16 protein-coding genes and 1 pseudogene are annotated in these 19,423 nt (G+C 41.7%); 8 read left to right on the top strand and 9 right to left on the bottom strand.

Going from position 1 to position 19,423, the window contains the following annotated elements; translation table 11 throughout:
- Positions 1-7: 7 nt before the first annotated feature.
- The 5 genes from gpsA to lysM all read right to left on the bottom strand — a co-directional run bounded on the left by gpsA (position 8) and on the right by lysM (position 4,256).
- A complete protein-coding gene (gene gpsA / locus DY200_RS07525) occupies positions 8-1,018 on the bottom strand; it encodes an NAD(P)H-dependent glycerol-3-phosphate dehydrogenase (RefSeq protein ID WP_115587537.1) in 1,011 nt (336 codons plus the stop codon).
- Positions 1,019-1,202: 184 nt separating this feature from the next.
- Positions 1,203-1,703, bottom strand: a complete 501-nt coding sequence (gene secB / locus DY200_RS07520) for a protein-export chaperone SecB (protein WP_115587536.1) — start codon at positions 1,701-1,703, stop codon at positions 1,203-1,205.
- Between the two features lie 24 nt (positions 1,704-1,727).
- Positions 1,728-2,177 (bottom strand): rhodanese-like domain-containing protein, encoded by a 450-nt coding sequence (locus tag DY200_RS07515; protein WP_115587535.1) that lies wholly within the window; start codon positions 2,175-2,177, stop codon positions 1,728-1,730.
- A gap of 132 nt (positions 2,178-2,309) precedes the next feature.
- Positions 2,310-3,611 carry a trigger factor gene (tig, locus tag DY200_RS07510; RefSeq protein ID WP_115587534.1) on the bottom strand — a complete coding sequence of 434 codons (1,302 nt, stop codon included), beginning with the start codon at positions 3,609-3,611 and terminating at the stop codon, positions 2,310-2,312.
- Between the two features lie 201 nt (positions 3,612-3,812).
- Positions 3,813-4,256 carry a peptidoglycan-binding protein LysM gene (gene lysM, locus DY200_RS07505; protein ID WP_005598764.1) on the bottom strand — a complete coding sequence of 148 codons (444 nt, stop codon included), beginning with the start codon at positions 4,254-4,256 and terminating at the stop codon, positions 3,813-3,815.
- Positions 4,257-4,529: 273 nt separating this feature from the next.
- Here lysM and DY200_RS07500 point away from each other — a divergent pair, with 273 nt between their 5' ends.
- The 5 genes and pseudogenes from DY200_RS07500 to DY200_RS07480 all read left to right on the top strand — a co-directional run bounded on the left by DY200_RS07500 (position 4,530) and on the right by DY200_RS07480 (position 9,945).
- Entirely contained in the window at positions 4,530-4,967 is a 438-nt protein-coding gene (locus tag DY200_RS07500) for a DNA polymerase III subunit chi (RefSeq protein ID WP_005602168.1), read from the top strand.
- Positions 4,968-5,390, top strand: a complete 423-nt coding sequence (locus DY200_RS07495) for a GNAT family N-acetyltransferase (RefSeq protein ID WP_115587533.1) — start codon at positions 4,968-4,970, stop codon at positions 5,388-5,390.
- A 158-nt stretch (positions 5,391-5,548) separates the two neighbouring features.
- On the top strand, positions 5,549-5,719 hold the full coding sequence (locus DY200_RS10705) for a hypothetical protein (RefSeq protein WP_164550519.1): 171 nt from the start codon (positions 5,549-5,551) through the stop codon (positions 5,717-5,719).
- Positions 5,709-6,295 (top strand): annotated as a pseudogene (locus tag DY200_RS07485) (ATPase). The gene DY200_RS10705 and the pseudogene DY200_RS07485 overlap by 11 nt, the downstream one beginning before the upstream one ends.
- A 785-nt stretch (positions 6,296-7,080) precedes the next feature.
- A complete protein-coding gene (locus DY200_RS07480) occupies positions 7,081-9,945 on the top strand; it encodes a valine--tRNA ligase (RefSeq protein ID WP_115587532.1) in 2,865 nt (954 codons plus the stop codon).
- A gap of 137 nt (positions 9,946-10,082) precedes the next feature.
- Here the strand turns inward: DY200_RS07480 and DY200_RS07475 are convergent, their stop codons facing one another.
- The gene (locus DY200_RS07475; RefSeq protein ID WP_115587531.1) at positions 10,083-10,595 is read right to left on the bottom strand and encodes a histone H1 family protein; all 513 of its coding nucleotides are present in this window, start codon (positions 10,593-10,595) and stop codon (positions 10,083-10,085) included.
- Between the two features lie 160 nt (positions 10,596-10,755).
- Positions 10,756-13,743 (bottom strand): ribonuclease E, encoded by a 2,988-nt coding sequence (gene rne, locus DY200_RS07470; protein WP_172539917.1) that lies wholly within the window; start codon positions 13,741-13,743, stop codon positions 10,756-10,758.
- 401 nt (positions 13,744-14,144) lie between these two features.
- Between rne and DY200_RS07465 the strand changes: the two genes are divergently transcribed.
- Entirely contained in the window at positions 14,145-15,221 is a 1,077-nt protein-coding gene (locus tag DY200_RS07465; protein WP_172539916.1) for an RsiV family protein, read from the top strand.
- Positions 15,222-15,334: 113 nt separating this feature from the next.
- A complete protein-coding gene (locus DY200_RS07460; RefSeq protein ID WP_115587529.1) occupies positions 15,335-16,156 on the top strand; it encodes a Fic family protein in 822 nt (273 codons plus the stop codon).
- Positions 16,157-16,184: 28 nt separating this feature from the next.
- Here the strand turns inward: DY200_RS07460 and DY200_RS07455 are convergent, their stop codons facing one another.
- Together DY200_RS07455 and ubiD are read right to left on the bottom strand one after the other, a co-directional pair.
- On the bottom strand, positions 16,185-16,706 hold the full coding sequence (locus DY200_RS07455) for an isoprenylcysteine carboxyl methyltransferase family protein (RefSeq protein ID WP_115587528.1): 522 nt from the start codon (positions 16,704-16,706) through the stop codon (positions 16,185-16,187).
- Positions 16,707-16,855: 149 nt separating this feature from the next.
- Entirely contained in the window at positions 16,856-18,319 is a 1,464-nt protein-coding gene (ubiD, locus tag DY200_RS07450; protein ID WP_115587527.1) for a 4-hydroxy-3-polyprenylbenzoate decarboxylase, read from the bottom strand.
- 145 nt (positions 18,320-18,464) lie between these two features.
- On the opposite strand from ubiD, the gene znuA reads away from it, so the two are divergent.
- Positions 18,465-19,394, top strand: a complete 930-nt coding sequence (gene znuA / locus DY200_RS07445; protein WP_115587526.1) for a zinc ABC transporter substrate-binding protein ZnuA — start codon at positions 18,465-18,467, stop codon at positions 19,392-19,394.
- Positions 19,395-19,423: the final 29 nt, after the last annotated feature.

The following is a 19,423-nucleotide window of genomic DNA, read 5'->3' as shown; positions in this document are numbered from 1 at the left end:
AACCTCTTTATTCACCTTTACGCTCACGCCCTAATAGACTTGTAGCAACATCGTGTGCGTTTTTAGCGCAGAATAACATCTGGTAAATTTGTTCGACAATCGGCATTTCCACTCCTTGGTTTTGCGCCAGTAAATATGCCTCTTTCGTGTTGTAGAAGCCTTCTACCACTTGCCCGATTTCCGCCATAGCTTGTTCGGTGGATTTTCCTTGTCCGAGCATTAGGCCGAAACGGCGATTGCGTGATTGGTTATCAGTACAGGTAAGTACTAAATCGCCAAGTCCCGCCATACCCATAAAGGTATTCGAATTGGCACCGAGTGATGCGCCTAAACGACTGATTTCCGCTAAACCTCGTGTAATCAGTGCCGTTCTTGCATTGGCACCGAATCCCATACCGTCGGAAATTCCCGCCCCGATTGCGATCACATTCTTAATCGCACCGCCTAATTGCACGCCAATCATATCGTTATTTAAATAAACTCGGAATGCTTTAGAACAATGGATACGTTGTTGCATTTCATCGGCAAATCGGTCGTTATTTGAGGACAATGCAATAGCTGTCGGTAAGCCTTGAGCCAACTCCTTGGCAAAGGTCGGGCCGGAAAGTACCGCTAACGGATATTGATTGCCAAGAATTTCTTGCGCTACGGTTTGTAATAGTCTTCCGGTATTACGTTCCAACCCCTTGGTTGCCCACATAATGCGGTGATGAGCATTTAGTAGCGGCTTTATTTGGGTTAATACGTCGGCAAACACATGGCTAGGCACAACAATTAAAATATCTCTTACTTTTGCAATAGCTTGAACCAAATCACTTTCAATTTCTAAGGCGTCGGGAAAAGCAATATCCGGCAAAAAAGTGTTATTCATACGCTCAGCCGCTAATATCGCCATTTTTTCAGGTTGATGTCCCCATAGGTAGGTTTTATGTCCGTTACGTGCAAGTGCGATTGCTAAAGCTGTACCGTAAGAACCGGCTCCTAAAACCGTAACGGGCGCCGAATACATTTCACTCATTATATTGTCCTTATCTGATGAAATATGTTGAAATTAGCATTCGTATAGGCTGCTAAATAATGAAGCTCAATATATCATTTGAGATAAATCCGTCAATTATGCTTATTTAAACCTATGCAAAGTTTTGAGTTATGAATTGGGTGGAGAAAAGAAAAGGTATGCAATTTGCATACCTTAAAAGAGATTAGTTTACTGCAGGTGCTTCCGCGTTTTGTTCCGCTTCTTGACGTTGTAAGTAATCCATAAACAACGCATCGAAGTTTACCGGTGATAAATTTAACGCAGGGAAGGTACCGCGATTAACTAGGCTTGCAATTAATTCACGTGCGTAAGGATAAAGCACGTTCGGGCATTGTGACGCTAGACAGTGTGCCAATTGAATGCCTTCTAAGCCTTTAATCGTGAACACGCCCGCTTGTTTCACTTCACAGATGAAAGCGGTATCGCCGCTATCTTCTAATGTAGTCGAAACATTGATGTGCAATACCACCTCATAAAGATCTTCATCTAACTGTTTGGTTTCCGTATCAAGTTCAAAACCTAACTGAGGTTTCCACTCTTGATGGAAAATTGTCGGTAGATTCGGAGCTTCGAATGAAACGTCTTTGATATAGATGCGCTGAATTTGAAGTTCGAACGGAGTTTGAGCTTCTTCTTGAGCGGCAACTTGGTTTTCTTCAGCCATAATATTTCCTTTAATTTATCTAAATTATTTATGTTTTTTAACCGTCGGAAGATTAGCGGCTTTCCAGCCTAAAATACCTTCTTTTAATACATATACTTTAGCGAAACCTTGTTTGGCAAGTAAATCCGCACTTGAGCCAGCGGAGAAACCGTTGCTATCGACTAAGATAACTGGACGATCTTTATACTTCTCGATCGGGTGGACATTATTTGCTTTGATTTCACTTGGAAGAATATGGTGACTTTCAACGATATGACCTGCACGGAATTCATCTTCCGAACGTAGATCGAGGAAAATACCTTCTTCTTTATTGACTAATTGCGTCGCTTGGGCGTTTTCAACGATTTTATATTTGCTGGTTACGCCTTTATAAAAATTAAATAAAACCGCAACGACTAAAGCAACCCATGCAAAAATTAAAATAGGATGAGCCGCAATAAATTGCTGGAGCTGTTGAGTAAATGTTAAATCCATGACTAAATTCTCTTCTTGTTAAAAAGAAAGCGGTCATTTTTAGAGAAATTTTTGCAAATTTTTTCCTAAAATCAACCGCTTGTAAAATGCTAATTAAAAGCCCTCCGAAACGGAGAGCTTTCTATTTGAGAATTAGCCTTGAGCTTGTTGAGCCATTACTTCGTCAAAAGATGCCGCTTTTTCGGTTACTTTCGCTTTCGCAAGCACTACTTCAACCGCTTGTTCTTCTAATACCACGTTACGGATATTTTCGGTTAATTGACGGTTTTTCGCATAGTGAGCAACAACTTCAGCTGGTTGTTCGTAAGCCGAAGCGATTTCAGCAATCGTTTCTTCAACACGTTTCTCATCAACTTTTAATTCGTTAGTACCGATTACGGTTGAAAGTAATAAACCTACTTGAACACGACGTTTTGCATCCGCTTCGAATAATTCCGCCGGTAATTGTGCAGCCATTTCCGGTTTACCTCCGAATCGTTGAACTGCTTGACGACGTAATACGTCCACTTCTTCCGCTACCGCTGCAGCCGGTACTTCAATATCGTTTTGTGCGATTAAGCCGTTGATTACTTGGTTTTTAACGCGTGCGGTTACCGCATTTTTAAGTTCACGTTGCATATTTTTCTTAATTTCCGCACGTAATTCTTCAACGGTTTTCGCCGCACCGAATTTTTTCACGAATTCTTCTGTTAATTCAGGTAATACGATGTTTTCTACTTTCTTAAGTGTGATTGCGAATTTCGCCGCTTTACCTTTTAAGTTTTCAGCGTGGTATTCTTCAGGGAAAGTGACATCGATATCGAATTGTTCGCCCGCTTTGTGACCAACGATACCTTCTTCGAAACCAGGGATCATACGACCTTGACCCATTGCTAAAGTGAAGTCTGTCGCTTTACCGCCTTCAAACTCTTCACCGTCAACAGAACCGACGAAGTCGATTACAACACGGTCTTCCGCTTGCGCAGCTTCTTGAGATTCAGCCCAAGTCGCTTGTTGTTTACGTAAAACATCGATCATTTTGTCTAAATCAGCTTCTGTGATTTCTACAACCGGTTTTTCAACTTCGATGTTTTCCAAACCTTTTAATTCAACTTCCGGGAATACTTCAAACGTTGCTGTGAAGCTGAATTCTTGACCCGGTTGGTAGTTGTTCGGTGTGAGGGTAGGACGACCTGCAAGGTTGATTTTCTCTGCGATTACCGCATCAAAGAACGCACGTTGCATTTCATCGGATAATACGTCTTGGCGAGCCGCTAAACCGAAACGTTGTTCGATAATTGCGTGCGGCACTTTACCTTTACGGAAACCGTCTACACGAGCGTTTTTCGCATAGCCTTTTAATTGTTCTTTATAAGCCGCTTCGATTTTGTCTGCAGCTACGGTAATCGTTACACGGCGTTGTAAGCCTTCTAAAGTTTCAATAGAAATTGACATTCTTAAACCTCAAGTTGGGGGTATATAAAAGATACAGAAATAGACGTGCATTGTAACGTTATGTCAATGATCTGTCGAGGGATAATAGGATTCCGAACAATAAATAATTAAAAAAATCAGCAAAATTTAGCCGTTAAGCGGTTAAATCTTACTGATTTTTTGCAATTAATATCGTTTGTTTTGTCTTTCCGACTTTAACGATTATAAACCTTTAGGAATACGGATTTTTTGACCCGGGAAGATTTTATTTTCGTCTTTGATTACTTCTTTGTTCGCTTCAACGATCGCTTTATATTTTGCACCGTTACCGTACGCTTTGGTTGCGATTTCCCATAAAGTATCGCCTTTTTGAATCACGTAGAACTCATCGTCACCGGCAAGCGCTTCGCCGTTCGCAATTTGAACACCGTCGATTTTCACTTCCGAAATACCTTCGATGTTACCTGCCATTAATACCGCTTTTTCTACCGCTGCCGCCGTAGCCGCAATACCGGTTAAGTTCGCCACACCGTTTTCAACGGTAACTTGAACGTTCTCGACACCCGGATTATCTTCGTTTAAGTGTTCGGTTACCGCTTGTGACGCTTCTTCTTCTTTATTGAAAAGTTTTTTGCCGATATTGGCTGCAAAATCAAATAAACCCATGGTAAAGTCCTCTAAAGTTAGGTTTAAGGGAGACTATATTCTACATCATTCTAACGTGATTGAAATAGCCGGTCGCTGCGTTAGATTAACGACGGAAAAATAAGTTCAATTTTAGCTTGCAACCCATCAAGGTATTCTTTTCCCTAATAAGCGGTTATTTTTCACGAAAGTTTTGCAAAAAAACGAGTAAAACTTACCGCTTACATTTCAAATTTTCCTCATTTTCGGATAAAATCTTACTCTTTTGTATTCTTTTCTATTCAGGGCTAGGCAATGAAACAAGTTAAATTTTACCTGTTAAGCCAGACGGAACGGGAAAACCTTTCCGCCGCTGAGACAATGGCGTGTGATTTGGCGGCGAATGCATGGCGTTTGGGTAAACGTGTGCTGATTGCCTGCGAAACCGAACAGCAAGCCTTGAATATCGACGAAGCGTTATGGGCAAGAGATCCGGATTCGTTTGTGCCGCATAATCTTTCCGGCGAAGTCACGCAATACGCTACACCGATAGAAATTTCATGGAAAGGCAAGCGTAATGCACAACGCCGAGATTTATTGATTTCGTTACAAACAGCCGTACCGGATTTTATCAACAGTTTTAATCAGATTATTGACTTCGTACCGGCAAATGAAACGGAAAAAGTACAGGCACGCGAGCGTTACAAACAGTACCGACAATTGGGTTGGCAATTGGAAACGGAACAAGCGTAAATGTGGTATTGCAAAACCTTTTCACAATTATCTACAAGAGAATTGTTTGAAATTTACAAGTTACGTACCGCCGTGTTTGTAGTGGAACAAAATTGTCCTTATCAGGAAGTGGATGAGTTAGATCTTATTGCCACGCATTTATTTGCAAAGAATAATGAGAATTTGACCGCTTACTGTCGCATAATCCCTTGCAAAGATTATATAAAAATCGGGCGAGTATTGGTGGCAAAAGAATATCGTGGAGCAGGTTTAGCTCGTGAATTGATGTTACAAGCGGTCGAATTTGCCGAGAAATCCGTAAAACCAATCAAAATCCAAGCGCAAAGTTATTTACAAGGATTTTATAAAAGCCTTGGGTTCACAGCGACTTCCGGAATTTATTTAGAAGATAATATTCCTCATCTTGATATGGTTTTTAATTAAGCATAATTCAGCCCCACTAGGGCTGGAAGCTAGATAAAATACAGAGCCACAGCGTGGCTCACTCAGCCGAAGGCTGATCCTAACCACGTACGGCTTGCCGTGCGTGGAAAAAGAGCGGTCAAATTTCCGCAAAAATCTACAAATTTTGGAGAAAGAAAATGACCAAAATTGAACAAATTAAAGAACAACAACGCCAACTACAAATTCAATTTAAGGCGTGGATGGACGATAAGAAAAAGCGTGAAGTGCTAACATTTCAGCGACCGAATGGAAATATTGTTCGACATTATCCTGACGGACACGAAGAAGTGATTGAATATGCAAAATAATTTAGCGATTTTCTACTGCGGAACAAACGGTGCAGGAAAAACAACCTTGCGTGGTTTTAACAAAGATACAGTGCAGATTGTGATTGATTCAGACCATATCGCAATGCAAATTAGCCCTGAAAATCCCCGTGCAGTAGATAGTCAACAGGCAGGAAAGCGATTGAATTATTTAAATTTGCGATTAGGCAGCAAATTTCGTTTTCTATGGAATCTACGCTATCGGGTAATTCCATTTTACAGAGAATTAAAACAGCGAAAGAAAATGGCTTTTTTGTGCGCTTAAATTATGTTTGCGTGAATAGCGTTTCGATTAACATAGACCGAGTAAAAGCCAGAGTCGTAAGCGGCGGACATTTTATTGATGAGGAAACTATCCGAAATCGATACAACATCAGTTTGCAAAATTTAACCAAAATCTTACCGCTTTGCGATGAAGTATTTATCTACGACAATTCAGGCGAAGCCCCAAATTTAGTTTTTCACCTTAGTGAAAATGAATTAACGCAATGGGTTGAGGAATTGCCGAAGTGGTGTGAAGAAGTCAAAACAGCATTGGAAAGTCCTAGCATGTACTAGGTTACACATAGTTCAGCCCCACTAAGGCTGGAAATTTTAAGCTGTTTCGGCGATTTACAGGAAAAATAGCATACCGCATTGGAATATGGTGGTGGACAAATCTCCCCTATCCCCTCTTTACTAAAGAGGGGGACTAGTTTAGAGAAAGAATAGCGATCTCCACATTGCCACAAGGCAACCCCCCTCTTTAGCAAAGAGGGGGTGGGAGAGATTTGAAAACCGAGCCACAGCGTGGCTCACTCAGCCGAAGGCTGATCGTAACCACGTACGGCTTGCCGTGCGTGGGCTAAGAATAGTTTAATAGAGAGAACCAAAATGAATAAATTCTTAGCAATTCTGATACTTTTTCCAACCCGAAAAACAAGATAGTGTTGAAAAATGTTTATTGGATAATTTACAGGATTTTAGATTCGATAGAATGTTACTAAATGATTTATCAGATAGTACAGAAATTTTTATTGGAGCAACACAAGCGGGAACATTTAGGAATTACTATCTGTTTAATATATTAAAAGATAGAGCGCAATTATTTCATTCTAGTGGCACTTACTTAGCATTGTCTAAACAGCAAGCTCAAAAATATGCTTTTGAGTGTACTAACTCGTAGTTTCATAACTTAGAAATTAATCATAATAGGAAAAATTATTATGTGGAAAATTGGTGATTTTTTTATCGTTTGTTGCATTATGGTAGTAATAAATTGTGTAGTATTATATTACATAGATAAATGGCGTAATAATAAATAACAAAATATTTTACATCTAGTACGAAGAGAACATATATAAATGACAAAAAACCTCCAAATGGCAGACCGCTTTGATTCTTCAGCGGTTGAACAAGCACTTTATAAACACTGGGAAGAACAGGGCTATTTTAAGCCGACTGAGAATCCTTCACTGCCAAGTTACTGTATCGCAATTCCACCGCCGAATGTAACCGGTTCATTGCATATGGGGCACGCTTTCCAACAAACTTTGATGGATACTTTAATCCGTTTCAACCGTATGGAAGGTAACAATACCCTTTGGCAAACCGGTACAGACCATGCGGGTATCGCAACCCAAATGGTGGTAGAGCGTAAAATCGCAGCGGAAGAAGGCAAAACTCGCCACGATTATGGACGTGAAGCTTTCATCAACAAAATCTGGGATTGGAAAGCGTATTCAGGCGGTACAATCAGCCAACAAATGCGTCGTTTAGGCAACTCAATCGACTGGGATCGTGAACGTTTCACCATGGACGAAGGCTTATCGAATGCGGTAAAAGAAGTGTTCGTTCGCTTACACGAAGAAGGCTTGATTTACCGTGGTAAACGCCTCGTAAACTGGGATCCGAAACTTCACACCGCAATTTCAGATTTAGAAGTGGAAAACAAAGAGAGCAAAGGTTCACTTTGGCATTTCCGCTATCCGTTAGCAAACGGTGCGAAAACCGCAGACGGTAAAGATTATTTAGTCGTGGCGACCACTCGTCCTGAAACTGTACTTGGTGATACGGCGGTAGCGGTTCACCCGGAAGACGAACGTTATCAATCATTAATCGGTAAAACCGTGGTATTACCGCTTGCAAACCGTGAAATTCCAATCGTAGCAGACGAATACGTTGATCGTGAGTTTGGTACAGGTGTAGTGAAAATTACCCCTGCACACGACTTCAATGACTATGAAGTGGGTAAACGTCACAGCTTGCCAATGGTAAACGTGATGACGATGAATGCGGATATCCGTGCCGAAGCGGAAATTATCGGCACAGACGGTAAACCGTTAACGACTTACGAAGCCAAAATTCCTGCGGATTATCAAAGCTTAGAGCGTTTCGCTGCACGCAAAAAAGTAGTGGCGGATTTTGAAGCGTTAGGTTTATTAGACGAAATCAAACCGCACGATTTGAAAGTGCCTTACGGTGACCGTGGTGGCGTGCCAATCGAGCCAATGCTAACCGACCAATGGTATGTGAGCGTGAAACCGCTTGCGGAAGTAGCAACCAAAGCGGTGGAAGACGGCGAAATTCAATTCGTACCAAAACAATACGAAAACCTTTACTTCTCTTGGATGCGTGATATTCAAGACTGGTGTATTTCTCGCCAATTATGGTGGGGGCATCGTATCCCTGCGTGGTATGACGAAGCGGGCAATGTGTATGTGGCTCGTAGCGAAGAAGAAGTGCGTTCAAAACACAACTTACCAGCGGATTTACCATTAAAACAAGATGAAGACGTGCTAGACACTTGGTTCTCATCAGGCTTGTGGACGTTCTCAACTTTAGGTTGGCCGGAGCAAACCAAAGAGCTGAAAATGTTCCACCCGACTGACGTGTTAATTACTGGTTTTGACATCATTTTCTTCTGGGTTGCGCGTATGATTATGTTCACAATGCACTTTGTGAAAGATGAAAACGGCAAACCGCAAGTTCCGTTCAAAACCGTATATGTAACCGGTTTGATCCGTGACGAACAAGGTCAAAAAATGTCGAAGTCTAAGGGTAACGTACTTGACCCGATCGATATGATTGACGGTATCTCCCTTGAAGATTTACTCGAAAAACGTACCGGCAATATGATGCAACCACAACTTGCGGAAAAAATTGCTAAAGCAACTCGCAAAGAGTTCGAAAACGGTATTGCTGCTCACGGTACGGACGCATTGCGTTTCACGCTTGCTGCATTAGCGAGCAACGGTCGTGACATCAACTGGGATATGAAACGCTTAGAAGGCTACCGCAACTTCTGCAACAAATTGTGGAATGCAAGCCGTTTCGTATTAACCAATGACAAACTGGACTTATCAGCAGGCGAAGTAGAATACAGTTTAGCGGATCGCTGGATTGAATCTACGTTCAACCGCACAGTTGGTACATTCCGTGAGGCATTAAGCCAATATCGTTTCGACTTAGCGGCAAATGCCATTTACGACTTCACATGGAATGAGTTCTGCGACTGGTACTTAGAACTCACTAAACCGGTATTCGCAAACGGTACTGAAGCACAAAAACGTGGTGCAAGCCAAACGCTCGTACGCGTACTTGAAAAATTATTACGTTTAGCACACCCGATTATGCCGTTCATCACCGAAGAAATTTGGCAGAAAGTGAAAGGTTTTGCGGGCATTGACGCTGATACCATTATGTTACAACCGTTCCCGAAAGTCGTGGAAAGCGAATTAGACGAAGCGGCGGAAGCGCAAATCGGCTGGATTAAAGAGTTAATCATCGCTGTGCGTAATATCCGTGCGGAAAGCAACATTGCACCAAGCAAAGGCTTAGAATTCCTTGTTCGCAACGTATCTGACGAGCAACGCAAAATTCTTGCGGAAAATGACCGCTTGTTAAAAGCAATGGCGAAATTAGATAGCGTACAAGTGCTAAGTGCGGACGAAAATGCACCGCTTTCAGTCGCGAAATTAGTCGGTAATGTGGAAGTGCTTATCCCAATGGCTGGCTTTATCAACAAAGAAGCAGAGCTTGCTCGATTAACCAAAGAAATCGAGAAAATGCGTGGTGAAATCACTCGCATTGAAAACAAACTCAGCAACGAAGCCTTTGTGGCAAAAGCACCAGAAGCAGTCATTGCTAAAGAGCGTGAAAAAATGCAAGAGTACCAAAACGGTTTAGAGAAACTTCAAACGCAATACCAAGCGATTGAAAATCTTTGATCGAAGTAAGTAGTAAAAAAGCGGTCAAATTTGACCGCTTTTTTATCTGTATTATCTAGCAGTTGTTTTATAGCTAAAAGAAAGCCCGCAATTTTTTGCGGGCTTTTTGCTTTGGTTTGGAGATACCTTAGCAAGAATTATTTAGTTTCAACTGCTTGTTTTACTTCAGCCGCTTTTTCTTTTACCGCTTCAGCGCCTGCCTCCATTTTAGTTGCAGCCGCATCTTTCATTTCAGTTGCTTTATCAGCCATTGCTTTAGCAGCATCTTGCGTCATAGCTTTAGCGTCTTCCATTTTAGTTGCAGCCGTATCTTTCATTTCGGTTGCTTTATCAGCCATTGCTTTAGCAGCGTCTTGCGTCATAGCCTTAGCGTCTTCCATTTTAGTTGCCGCTGCATCTTTCATTTCGGTTGCTTTATCAGCCATTGCTTTAGCAGCGTCTTGCGTCATAGCTTTAGCGTCTTCCATTTTAGTTGCAGCCGCATCTTTCATTTCGGTTGCTTTGTCAGCCATTGCTTTAGCAGCGTCTTGAGTTGCAGCTTTAGCGTCTTCCATTTTAGCTGCAGCTGCATCTTTCGCTTGGTTAGCTTGATCACAAGCCGCTAATGTTAATGTTGCACCTAATACTAATGCTAATAGAGATTTTTTCATTTTTGTTTCCTTATGTAAAAAATTAATAATGCCTACTTTAAATCAAGCACGCTCATAGTACTTAGAACACAGTTTATAAAATAAGTTTCCGAAAATATTGCTTTTTGATGAAAAAAGCCGATTGAAGTTTCAATCGGCTTTCGATCCAAAAGATTATCTGTTATTCATGATCCGTATTGGCAACACGAGGGGCGGAGTGAACATGGCTCACCGCACTTGAATGTCCGCCAAAACCTTTTCCGTAGAAATAGTATTTTGATTGAGTCCATTCGTTTACCGTAACTGTTTCCAACGCTTTTTCCGGCGCAGAAGCAACCGTCATTTCGGCTTTAGTGTGCATTACTCGAGAGAATGTACCTAAACGACCGTTAAAGTTATAGTCGCTTTGGTAATTGGAAACCGGCACGCTAATAGCTTCCGCCGTAGCATTTCCAATTGCCGGGGCTTGTGTCGCTTGCGCTTGGAATTTTTGTACTCGTTCGTTCTTCTCTTTAACAAGATCACGATCAGAATGTTGAGAAACAAAACCGCCTAACGGCGCAACGTGTTTTGCCATTGCTTTTTCAACCAGTTGTTCGTCCGCTTGTTCGTTTTCTTCAACCTGATAGTGTAAACGCGCTTTGTTTTCTTTAACCAAATCACGATCCGATTGCTGTTTAATAAAGCCGACAACCGGCGCAACGGAACTTGCGCTATTGTTCTCGATATTGCTTTCTACAATCGGTTCGTTTACTTCCGTAGTTTGTTGCTCAAGCATTTCATCTACCGATAAGAAACGTGGTTTTTCTTCCGCTTTGCTATTCGGTTTATTTGTAGAAACCGGTTCGCTGAATTTCACCCAAATCTTACCGCTTGCCATTTCCGGCGATGCAACCGCCGCCGCTAAAGGCATTGCCGCCACAACATTTTCTTTACGGTTATTGTTGTCTCGACGGCGTTGGTTACCTACGCGAAGATGACGAGGAAGACGACGCTGACGACCGTTTTCACGAACATCTTGACGTTCTTCATTAACTGTTTCAGGTTGAGTTTCTTGTGCGACAAGCGGTTGAATTTGCGCGATATTTTGCACTTTTTCTTCAATCGGTTGCGTACTCGGCTCAGTGGTGGCAACCGATGCTTCAACGTTTTCTACGCGTACTTTTTTACGTAAATCACGACGTTGGCGGCGTTCTGTCGTCGCGTTGTCTTTGTTCGAACGTTGTTCCGTTTGTGTTTCTTGAACACCGGCAACTTCTTCAACTACTTGGCGGCGCGCTTTTTTCGCCTCATTACGTTCTTGATTACGTTCCTGACGTTGCGCTTTTTGCTCGTCTTGCGCTTGCGTTTGTTTGCGCTCTTGACGATCAGCACGATTCGGACGTTCGCGACGATTACGACGATCACGCTGGTTACGTGCTTTCGGCTTCGGTTTTTCTTCCGCTTTTTCTTCAGGTACGAAGAAACTTTTCACTTTTGCAATTAAGCGACTTAGGAGCGAAGGTTTTGCCGGCTCTACCGGTGTCGGTGCCGGTTGAAGATTTAACTCGGAACTTTGTAATACGGATTCCACCGTAATAACCGGCTCATTACGTGTTACTAATACTTCTTCTGAAACTGTATGTGTATTTAGTTGAGTATCTTCTTCACGATCATGATAATGCTTCGCTAAATCATAACTCAGTGTCGGTAGCACTTCGTTTTCACGTAAACGATAGACGCTGAAATGCGGTGTTTCCATGCTTTCTGTCGGTACAACCACCACTTGTACATCGTGGCGTTTCTCAATACTTGAAATCGCTTTACGTTTTTCGTTGAGTAAGTAAGAGGCAATTTGTACCGGCACGATGGTGTGAACTTGTGCGGTATTTTCTTTGATCGCCTCTTCTTCCAATAAACGTAAAATTGAAAGTGCGATAGATTCGTTATCACGTACTTTACCCGTACCTTGGCAACGAGGACATACATGGCTTGATGCTTCGCTGAGTGACGGGCTTAAACGCTGACGGCTCATTTCTAATAAGCCGAAACGTGAAATACGACTGAACTGAATACGTGCACGATCTTGGCGTGTCGCTTCACGGATACGGTTTTCCACTTCGCGTTGGTGACGAACCGGAGTCATATCGATAAAATCGATGACAATCAAACCGCCTAAGTCGCGTAAACGTAATTGACGTGCGATTTCGTCCGCCGCTTCTAAGTTGGTATTTAACGCAGTTTCTTCGATATCGCCGCCGCGGGTTGAGCGTGACGAGTTAATGTCAATCGCCGTTAATGCTTCGGTCACGTCGATAACGATTGAACCACCGGACGGTAAACGCACTTCACGTTGGAACGCCGATTCGATTTGCGATTCGATTTGATAATGGCTGAATAGCGGCACTTCGCCTTCGTATAAACGCACACGATTAATAAAATCAGGGCGCACTAAACGAATATGATTTTTTGCTTTTTCGAAGATCTTTTTGTTATCAATTAAGATTTCACCGATATCACGGCGGAGGTAATCACGGATCGCACGCACAATCACATCACTTTCTTGATGGATAAGGAATGGTGCAGGACGAGATTCCGCTGCTTTTTTGATCGCTTCCCAATGATGTAACAGAACTTTTAAGTCCCATTGAAGTTCTTCCGGCGATTTACCCACACCGGCAGTACGTACGATTAAACCGACGTCTTCCGGCACGTCCAAGCAATCTAACGCTTCTTTTAATTCCAAGCGTTCGTCGCCTTCGATGCGGCGAGAAATACCGCCCGCACGCGGGTTATTTGGCATTAACACTAAATAACTACCGGCAAGCGAGATAAATGTGGTGAGCGCAGCGCCTTTATTGCCGCGTTCTTCTTTACTCACTTGCACGATCACTTCTTGCCCTTCTTTGATAATATCTTTGATATTCGGGCGACCGTTGAATACGTAATCCGCAGGGAAGTATTCGCGAGAGATTTCTTTTAACGGAAGGAAACCGTGACGTTCCGCACCGTAATCTACGAATGCGGCTTCAAGACTTGGCTCGATACGGGTAATTTTCCCTTTGTAGATATTGGATTTTTTTTGTTCGTGTCCCGGGCTTTCGATATCTAAATCGAATAAACGTTGCCCGTCAACGAGCGCAACACGCAACTCTTCTTTTTGCGTTGCGTTGATTAACATTCTTTTCATTTTGTGTTCTCATTTTTCATTTTTGTTTTTAGATTGCCGGCAGAATTAAACGTCCTTTTATATGGCAGTAATGCGCAAAGTTAAATCCATTTTGTTACATAGAATACCTGTGTATTCTTCTCGGATTTGAGGGGCAGTCTCCCGACTGTCGAAAGTAGGTTTTAATTAAGCCGGCTCAAGGTGACGTTTTTGTCTTACGTTTCATTTTTCTTGTCTCGAACGAACTGCAAAATCAATCACTTAGACTTGCGTATTTGCTGATTGGCAAGCGGTGCTTTTTTCATTGTTTTTTGCAAATAGTCCGACAATTTCGCCGGACAAAAAAGCGTTTTATTATCGCATTTTAACCCTGTAATAGGCAAGGTAAATATCGTAGGTTCGGCTGCGTGAAAAATAGGAAAATGATTGCAATTTATGGTGTTTTTGTTATTTTTGTCGGTAATTTAACCGCTTTAATTAAGGAGTTTATGATGAACAAAACGGCACTTGCGCTACTGTTTTCAGGGATATTCGTACTGTCCGCTTGTGATGATAAAAATACGCAGGCATTAACCGAGAAATTACAACAAGCGGAACAAAAAATTATCCAATTAGATGAACAACTTGCAAAATCTCAGCAAGAATTGACCGCTTTTCGGCAATCGATTGCGGGAAAAGCGGATTCCGCATTAGCTTCTTTTCCTGCATTAAATGTTGAAATCTATCCGTTTTTTGCCAAAACCGAACGAGTAAAATTCAAGTCGCAAGCCAAGCAAGAACAAGCGATTCTTTCCGCCGAACAATATTATTTTGTCAGTCTTGCTAAAACCGGTTTTGAATGGTTGGATAATTTATTGGCGAAACAGATTTTAATCAGCTACCAGCCTGTTACGGCGGATGCCGACAGTAAAATTGATCGCAATGCAATAACCGGTGACGAGTTAAATCAGTTGAAAACGGTATTAGAAAAAGATTATCAGGAAAGTTTAGAAACTTTAAAAGAAGGAATGACACTCGGCATTTCCCGCACCGCCGAAACCATTTATTTAGGACAACGTCATAATATCGTGACTTTTTTCCAAAACTATGACGAATACAGCGGCGGTGCACATAACAATTACCATACCAAGTATTTTAATGTCGATGTGAACAAAAAACGGATTATTTTACTGGATGATTTACTTTCGCCGGCAAAACAAGTGGAATTATTCGCTATGTTGTGGGGTTATTATGAACAACGTACTCTACCGGATGTAAACGGTAAGCGCGAAACATTTACGCCGAAACAAGACTTTTACGTTTCGGAAGATTTCCTGTTTACCGATGATGGGGTGAAATTTATTTATCCGCCGTATGCGTTAGGTTCATTCGCTGAAGGTGAGATCAGCCTGACCGTGCCTTGGTACGAAATCAATCAGTTACTTAATCCGGAATATCAACGTAAACCGAAAGACGGCTACGATTTAGCCCCAGATCATATCCAAGCCGAGAATGAGTAATTAAACCATAAAAGCAAGCGGTCAAATTTGCAGAAAATTTTGCAAATTTAACCGCTTGTCTTTACTCTTGTTCCAATTAAAATATCGCTATTCAAACTTATGAGAATCCTGATATGACCCAAGATCCCTTCGCTGAATATATCCGCCATCTCGAACCTTCCAAACGAGAGAAAAGCTATGCTTGGCAAACCGCTATTGGTTTACAAGATGTCGATGGGCTAAAACCTTCTCCCTATTTACGAGAAACGGCGATTAAACATATTGAAGGCCAAATCTCGTTTGAAACTGCGGAACAGTGGATCGAAGGTTATTACCAAGCAAATCCGACAAAAGAAATTGAAAATCGTACCGAAGAAGCGGATAAAGTTTCGGTACGCATTGCCAAATTGCTCTCTGAGCCAGCTTTTTCATTCAATGCGAATCAATATTTAGTCATTCACAAATATCTGTTTCAGGATATTTATCCACACGCCGGACAATTGCGAACTTATAACATCACGAAAAAAGAGTGGGTATTAGACGGCGCTACAGTGACTTACGGCATGGCTTCCGAATTGTTGGCAACTTTAGAATACGATTTAGCTCAAGAACGTAAATTCAGCTATAAAGGGCTATCAATCGACCAAATTATTGAGCATTTGGCACAATTTATCGCACAATTATGGCAAATTCACTGTTTTGAAGAAGGAAATACCAGAACTACCGCCGTATTCTTTATCAAATATCTTCATACTTTGGGCTTCAATGCAACCAATGATATTTTTGCCGAAAATGCATGGTATTTCCGTAATGCCTTGGTACGAGCAAACTATAATAATCTTGCTAAAGGCATTTATGAAAACACGGAATTTCTCATACGTTTTATCCGCAATTTATTACTTGAAGAAAAAAATGAACTGAGTAATCGATTATTACATATAGATAATAAAGCGTGATAAGAGAGGGGACATATCGTCCCCTTACTTATTTTACCTGCTCAAACAGCGGCTTCATCACTTTTTCTTCTTGATAAATGCGAATACCTAACACAACGAGGTAAATAGGGAATAAGTACATCAATGTGTTCCATGCATGACAAAGTAGCACCACGCCAATTAATTCCGGAATGATATTGAGGAAATAGTTAGGGTGTTTAATCGTTCTGAATAAGGTTGAAGTGTTAATTTTATGGTTTGGTAAAATATAGAGTTTTACCGTCCAAATTTCTTTTAATTCGTTGATCACCCAAAAGAGCGCAATATAGGCGAAAAATAAGGTAATTGCACCGATCGTGCTGAGATAATCCCAATGATAAGCAAAATAATTCGCTTCAAATAATGTAGAAAAATAGAACAATACATGTACAATAGATAACAGTTTTGAATTTTTACTGCCGTGTTGCGTAGCACCTTTTTGGATAAGTGCTTTCTCATTTCTAATCGAAATGCTCAAACTATACAAACGGACAATAAAAAAGCTAATAAAGGTAAGATTTACCAGTAACATAAGTTCTCCTTTAATAAATGGTAATAGAAAATAAAAATCAAACACGGCGAAAGCTGCTGAAATAAGCTGTTTTTATTTGGTAAATTTTTAAGGAAATTTAACCGCTTGCTCTTGTGATTTTCAGCAGATCTTTCACCGTATTGTTAAAGTTATAGCCCTAATTGATCCCAAATTTCATCAACACGTTTAACAACATTCGGATCTTTTTTAATCGGTGTACCCCATTCACGGCTGGTTTCGCCCGGCCATTTATTGGTTGCGTCAATGCCCATTTTTGAGCCCAAGCCCGCAATCGGTGAAGCGAAATCCAAATAATCAATCGGTGTATGATCAATCAAGGTGGTATCTCGGCTCGGGTCACAACGCGTGGTAATCGCCCAAATCACGTCTTTCCAGTCTCTTGCGTTTACATCGTCATCGCAAACAATCACAAATTTGGTGTACATAAACTGGCGAAGGAACGACCAAACACCCATCATCACCCGTTTTGCATGACCGGCGTATTGTTTTTTTATCGTCACTACTGCAAGGCGGTAGGAACAGCCTTCCGGCGGTAGATAGAAGTCCACGATTTCCGGAAATTGCTTTTGCAAAATCGGAATAAACACTTCGTTTAACGCTTCGCCGAGAACTGCCGGTTCATCCGGCGGGCGACCGGTGTAAGTCGAGTGATAAATCGCATCACGACGCATAGTGATATGCGTAACGGTAAATACTGGAAAATACTCTTGTTCATTGTAATAGCCGGTATGATCACCGTAAGGGCCTTCCAGTGCCGTTTCATTCGGGTCGATATAACCCTCCAATACAATTTCTGCACTTGCCGGTATTTCCAAATCATTACTAATGGACTTGGTTACCTCGGTTTTCTGACCGCGTAATAAACCGGCGAACGCATATTCCGATAAGGTATCGGGAATCGGTGTAACCGCCGCTAAAATGGTTGCCGGATCAGCACCGATAGCGACCGAAACCGGAAACGGTTTATCCGGATTGGTTTCCTTCCATTCATGGAAATCCAACGCCCCGCCACGATGCGATAACCAACGCATAATCAGCTTGTTCTTGCCGATCAGCTGCTGGCGATAAATCCCAAGATTTTGGCGTTTTTTATAAGGCCCTTGAGTAATGGTTAATCCCCAAGTGACAAGCGGTGCGACATCGCCTTGGTGACAATGCATAATCGGTAATTTATACAGATCCACCTCATCGCCGCTTAATACCACTTGTTGGCAATCCGCTTTACCCAAGACTTTGCTCGGCATATTCAGCACTTGTTTCCATTGCGGTAATTGCCCGATCAGCTCTTTAAAACCTTTCGGCGGCTCAGGCTCTTTGAGAAACGCCAATAATTTCCCCAGCTCTCGTAAGGCGTGCGTATCTTCTTGCCCCATACCTAATGCGACACGTTTCGGCGTGCCGAATAAATTACACAGCACCGGCATTCGGTAGCCTTTCGGGTTTTCAAATAAAATCGCCGGCCCGCCCTTACGTAAAGTGCGGTCGGAAATTTCCGCCATTTCAAGATAAGGATCGATCTCTTGTTTTATACGAACCAGTTCGCCTTGGCCTTCCAGTAATGTTAAAAATTCACGTAAATCTTTGTATTTCATATAGGTAAAAAATCAGAAAAATTCGACCGCTAGTATATAGAAAACAATCAATGAAAAATACCCATAAAAAAATTATGAGAAAGTGTATGATAATTTCATAAAAGTTTGATAGAATCGCTCAACTTTATTCTAAGAGGAGAATACTATGTTTAAAAAAACTACGTTGGCGTTAGCCATGTTAGGAGCAACTGCGGTATCGAATGCAGACGTACTCACAACGATAAAGCCGTTAGGCTTTATTGCAAGCGCAATTACGGAAGGCGTAACGGAAAGCAAGGTTTTATTACCGGTGACCGCTTCTCCGCACGATTACAGTTTAAAACCGTCTGACGTAGAACAGTTAAAATCAGCGCAACTCGTAGTTTGGGTGGGTGAAGATTTAGAAACGTTTTTAGAAAAAAGTATCGACAAATTACCGAAAGAGAAAGTGCTTAGTTTAGACGGTGTACCGGCAATTAAAGCGATTGTTGATGCGACTGAAAAACATGAACATGATCACGACGATCATAAACACGACCATGCAGGGCATGATCATCACCATGATCACGAAGGGCATAGCCATGATAAAGATTGGCATATTTGGTTCTCACCGGAAGCAAGCCTTGCCGCGGCGGAACAAATCGCAGCACGTCTAAGCGCACAATTACCGGAACAAAAAGCGAAAATTGCGGAAAACCTTGCAACATTTAAAGCAAATTTAATCGCTAAAAACGAACAAATTCGCAATCAATTAGCAGCAGTAAAAGGTAAAGGTTATTATACTTTCCATGATGCTTACGGCTATTTCGAACGTGCTTACGGATTAACCTCATTAGGGTCGTTTACGATTAACCCGAGCGTAGCGCCGGGGGCGAAAACGTTAAGCGTAATTAAGAAAAATGTTGCGGCTCATAAAGCGCAATGTTTATTTGCTGAACCTCAATTTACCCCGAAAGTGATTGAAAGTCTCAGCAAAGGTACGCAAGTTAAAGTCGGACAATTAGATCCGCTTGGTGCGAAAATCGAATTAAGCCAAACGGCTTACTCGCAATTCTTACAAGCGATTGCCGATGAATTCAGCCAGTGCTTGAAATAATCGGCAGATAAAAAATAAGCGGTGAAATT

It is taken from the genome of Actinobacillus lignieresii, assembly GCF_900444945.1.
GTDB lineage: Bacteria > Pseudomonadota > Gammaproteobacteria > Enterobacterales > Pasteurellaceae > Actinobacillus > Actinobacillus lignieresii.
The sequence above is the reverse complement of the archived record's forward strand: the minus strand, read 5'-3'. Positions and strand labels throughout refer to the sequence as shown.

Coding starts and splice junctions, on each gene's coding strand:
- rne (WP_172539917.1), bottom strand. CDS start 13,743: ATGAAAAGAATGTTAATCAACGCAACGCAAAAAGAAGAGTTGCGTGTT.
- DY200_RS07500 (WP_005602168.1), top strand. CDS start 4,530: ATGAAACAAGTTAAATTTTACCTGTTAAGCCAGACGGAACGGGAAAAC.
- gpsA (WP_115587537.1), bottom strand. CDS start 1,018: ATGAGTGAAATGTATTCGGCGCCCGTTACGGTTTTAGGAGCCGGTTCT.
- DY200_RS07460 (WP_115587529.1), top strand. CDS start 15,335: ATGACCCAAGATCCCTTCGCTGAATATATCCGCCATCTCGAACCTTCC.
- secB (WP_115587536.1), bottom strand. CDS start 1,703: ATGGCTGAAGAAAACCAAGTTGCCGCTCAAGAAGAAGCTCAAACTCCG.
- DY200_RS07475 (WP_115587531.1), bottom strand. CDS start 10,595: ATGAAAAAATCTCTATTAGCATTAGTATTAGGTGCAACATTAACATTA.
- lysM (WP_005598764.1), bottom strand. CDS start 4,256: ATGGGTTTATTTGATTTTGCAGCCAATATCGGCAAAAAACTTTTCAAT.
- tig (WP_115587534.1), bottom strand. CDS start 3,611: ATGTCAATTTCTATTGAAACTTTAGAAGGCTTACAACGCCGTGTAACG.
- DY200_RS10705 (WP_164550519.1), top strand. CDS start 5,549: ATGACCAAAATTGAACAAATTAAAGAACAACAACGCCAACTACAAATT.
- DY200_RS07465 (WP_172539916.1), top strand. CDS start 14,145: ATGATTGCAATTTATGGTGTTTTTGTTATTTTTGTCGGTAATTTAACC.
- DY200_RS07515 (WP_115587535.1), bottom strand. CDS start 2,177: ATGGATTTAACATTTACTCAACAGCTCCAGCAATTTATTGCGGCTCAT.
- DY200_RS07455 (WP_115587528.1), bottom strand. CDS start 16,706: ATGTTACTGGTAAATCTTACCTTTATTAGCTTTTTTATTGTCCGTTTG.
- znuA (WP_115587526.1), top strand. CDS start 18,465: ATGTTTAAAAAAACTACGTTGGCGTTAGCCATGTTAGGAGCAACTGCG.
- DY200_RS07480 (WP_115587532.1), top strand. CDS start 7,081: ATGACAAAAAACCTCCAAATGGCAGACCGCTTTGATTCTTCAGCGGTT.
- DY200_RS07495 (WP_115587533.1), top strand. CDS start 4,968: ATGTGGTATTGCAAAACCTTTTCACAATTATCTACAAGAGAATTGTTT.
- ubiD (WP_115587527.1), bottom strand. CDS start 18,319: ATGAAATACAAAGATTTACGTGAATTTTTAACATTACTGGAAGGCCAA.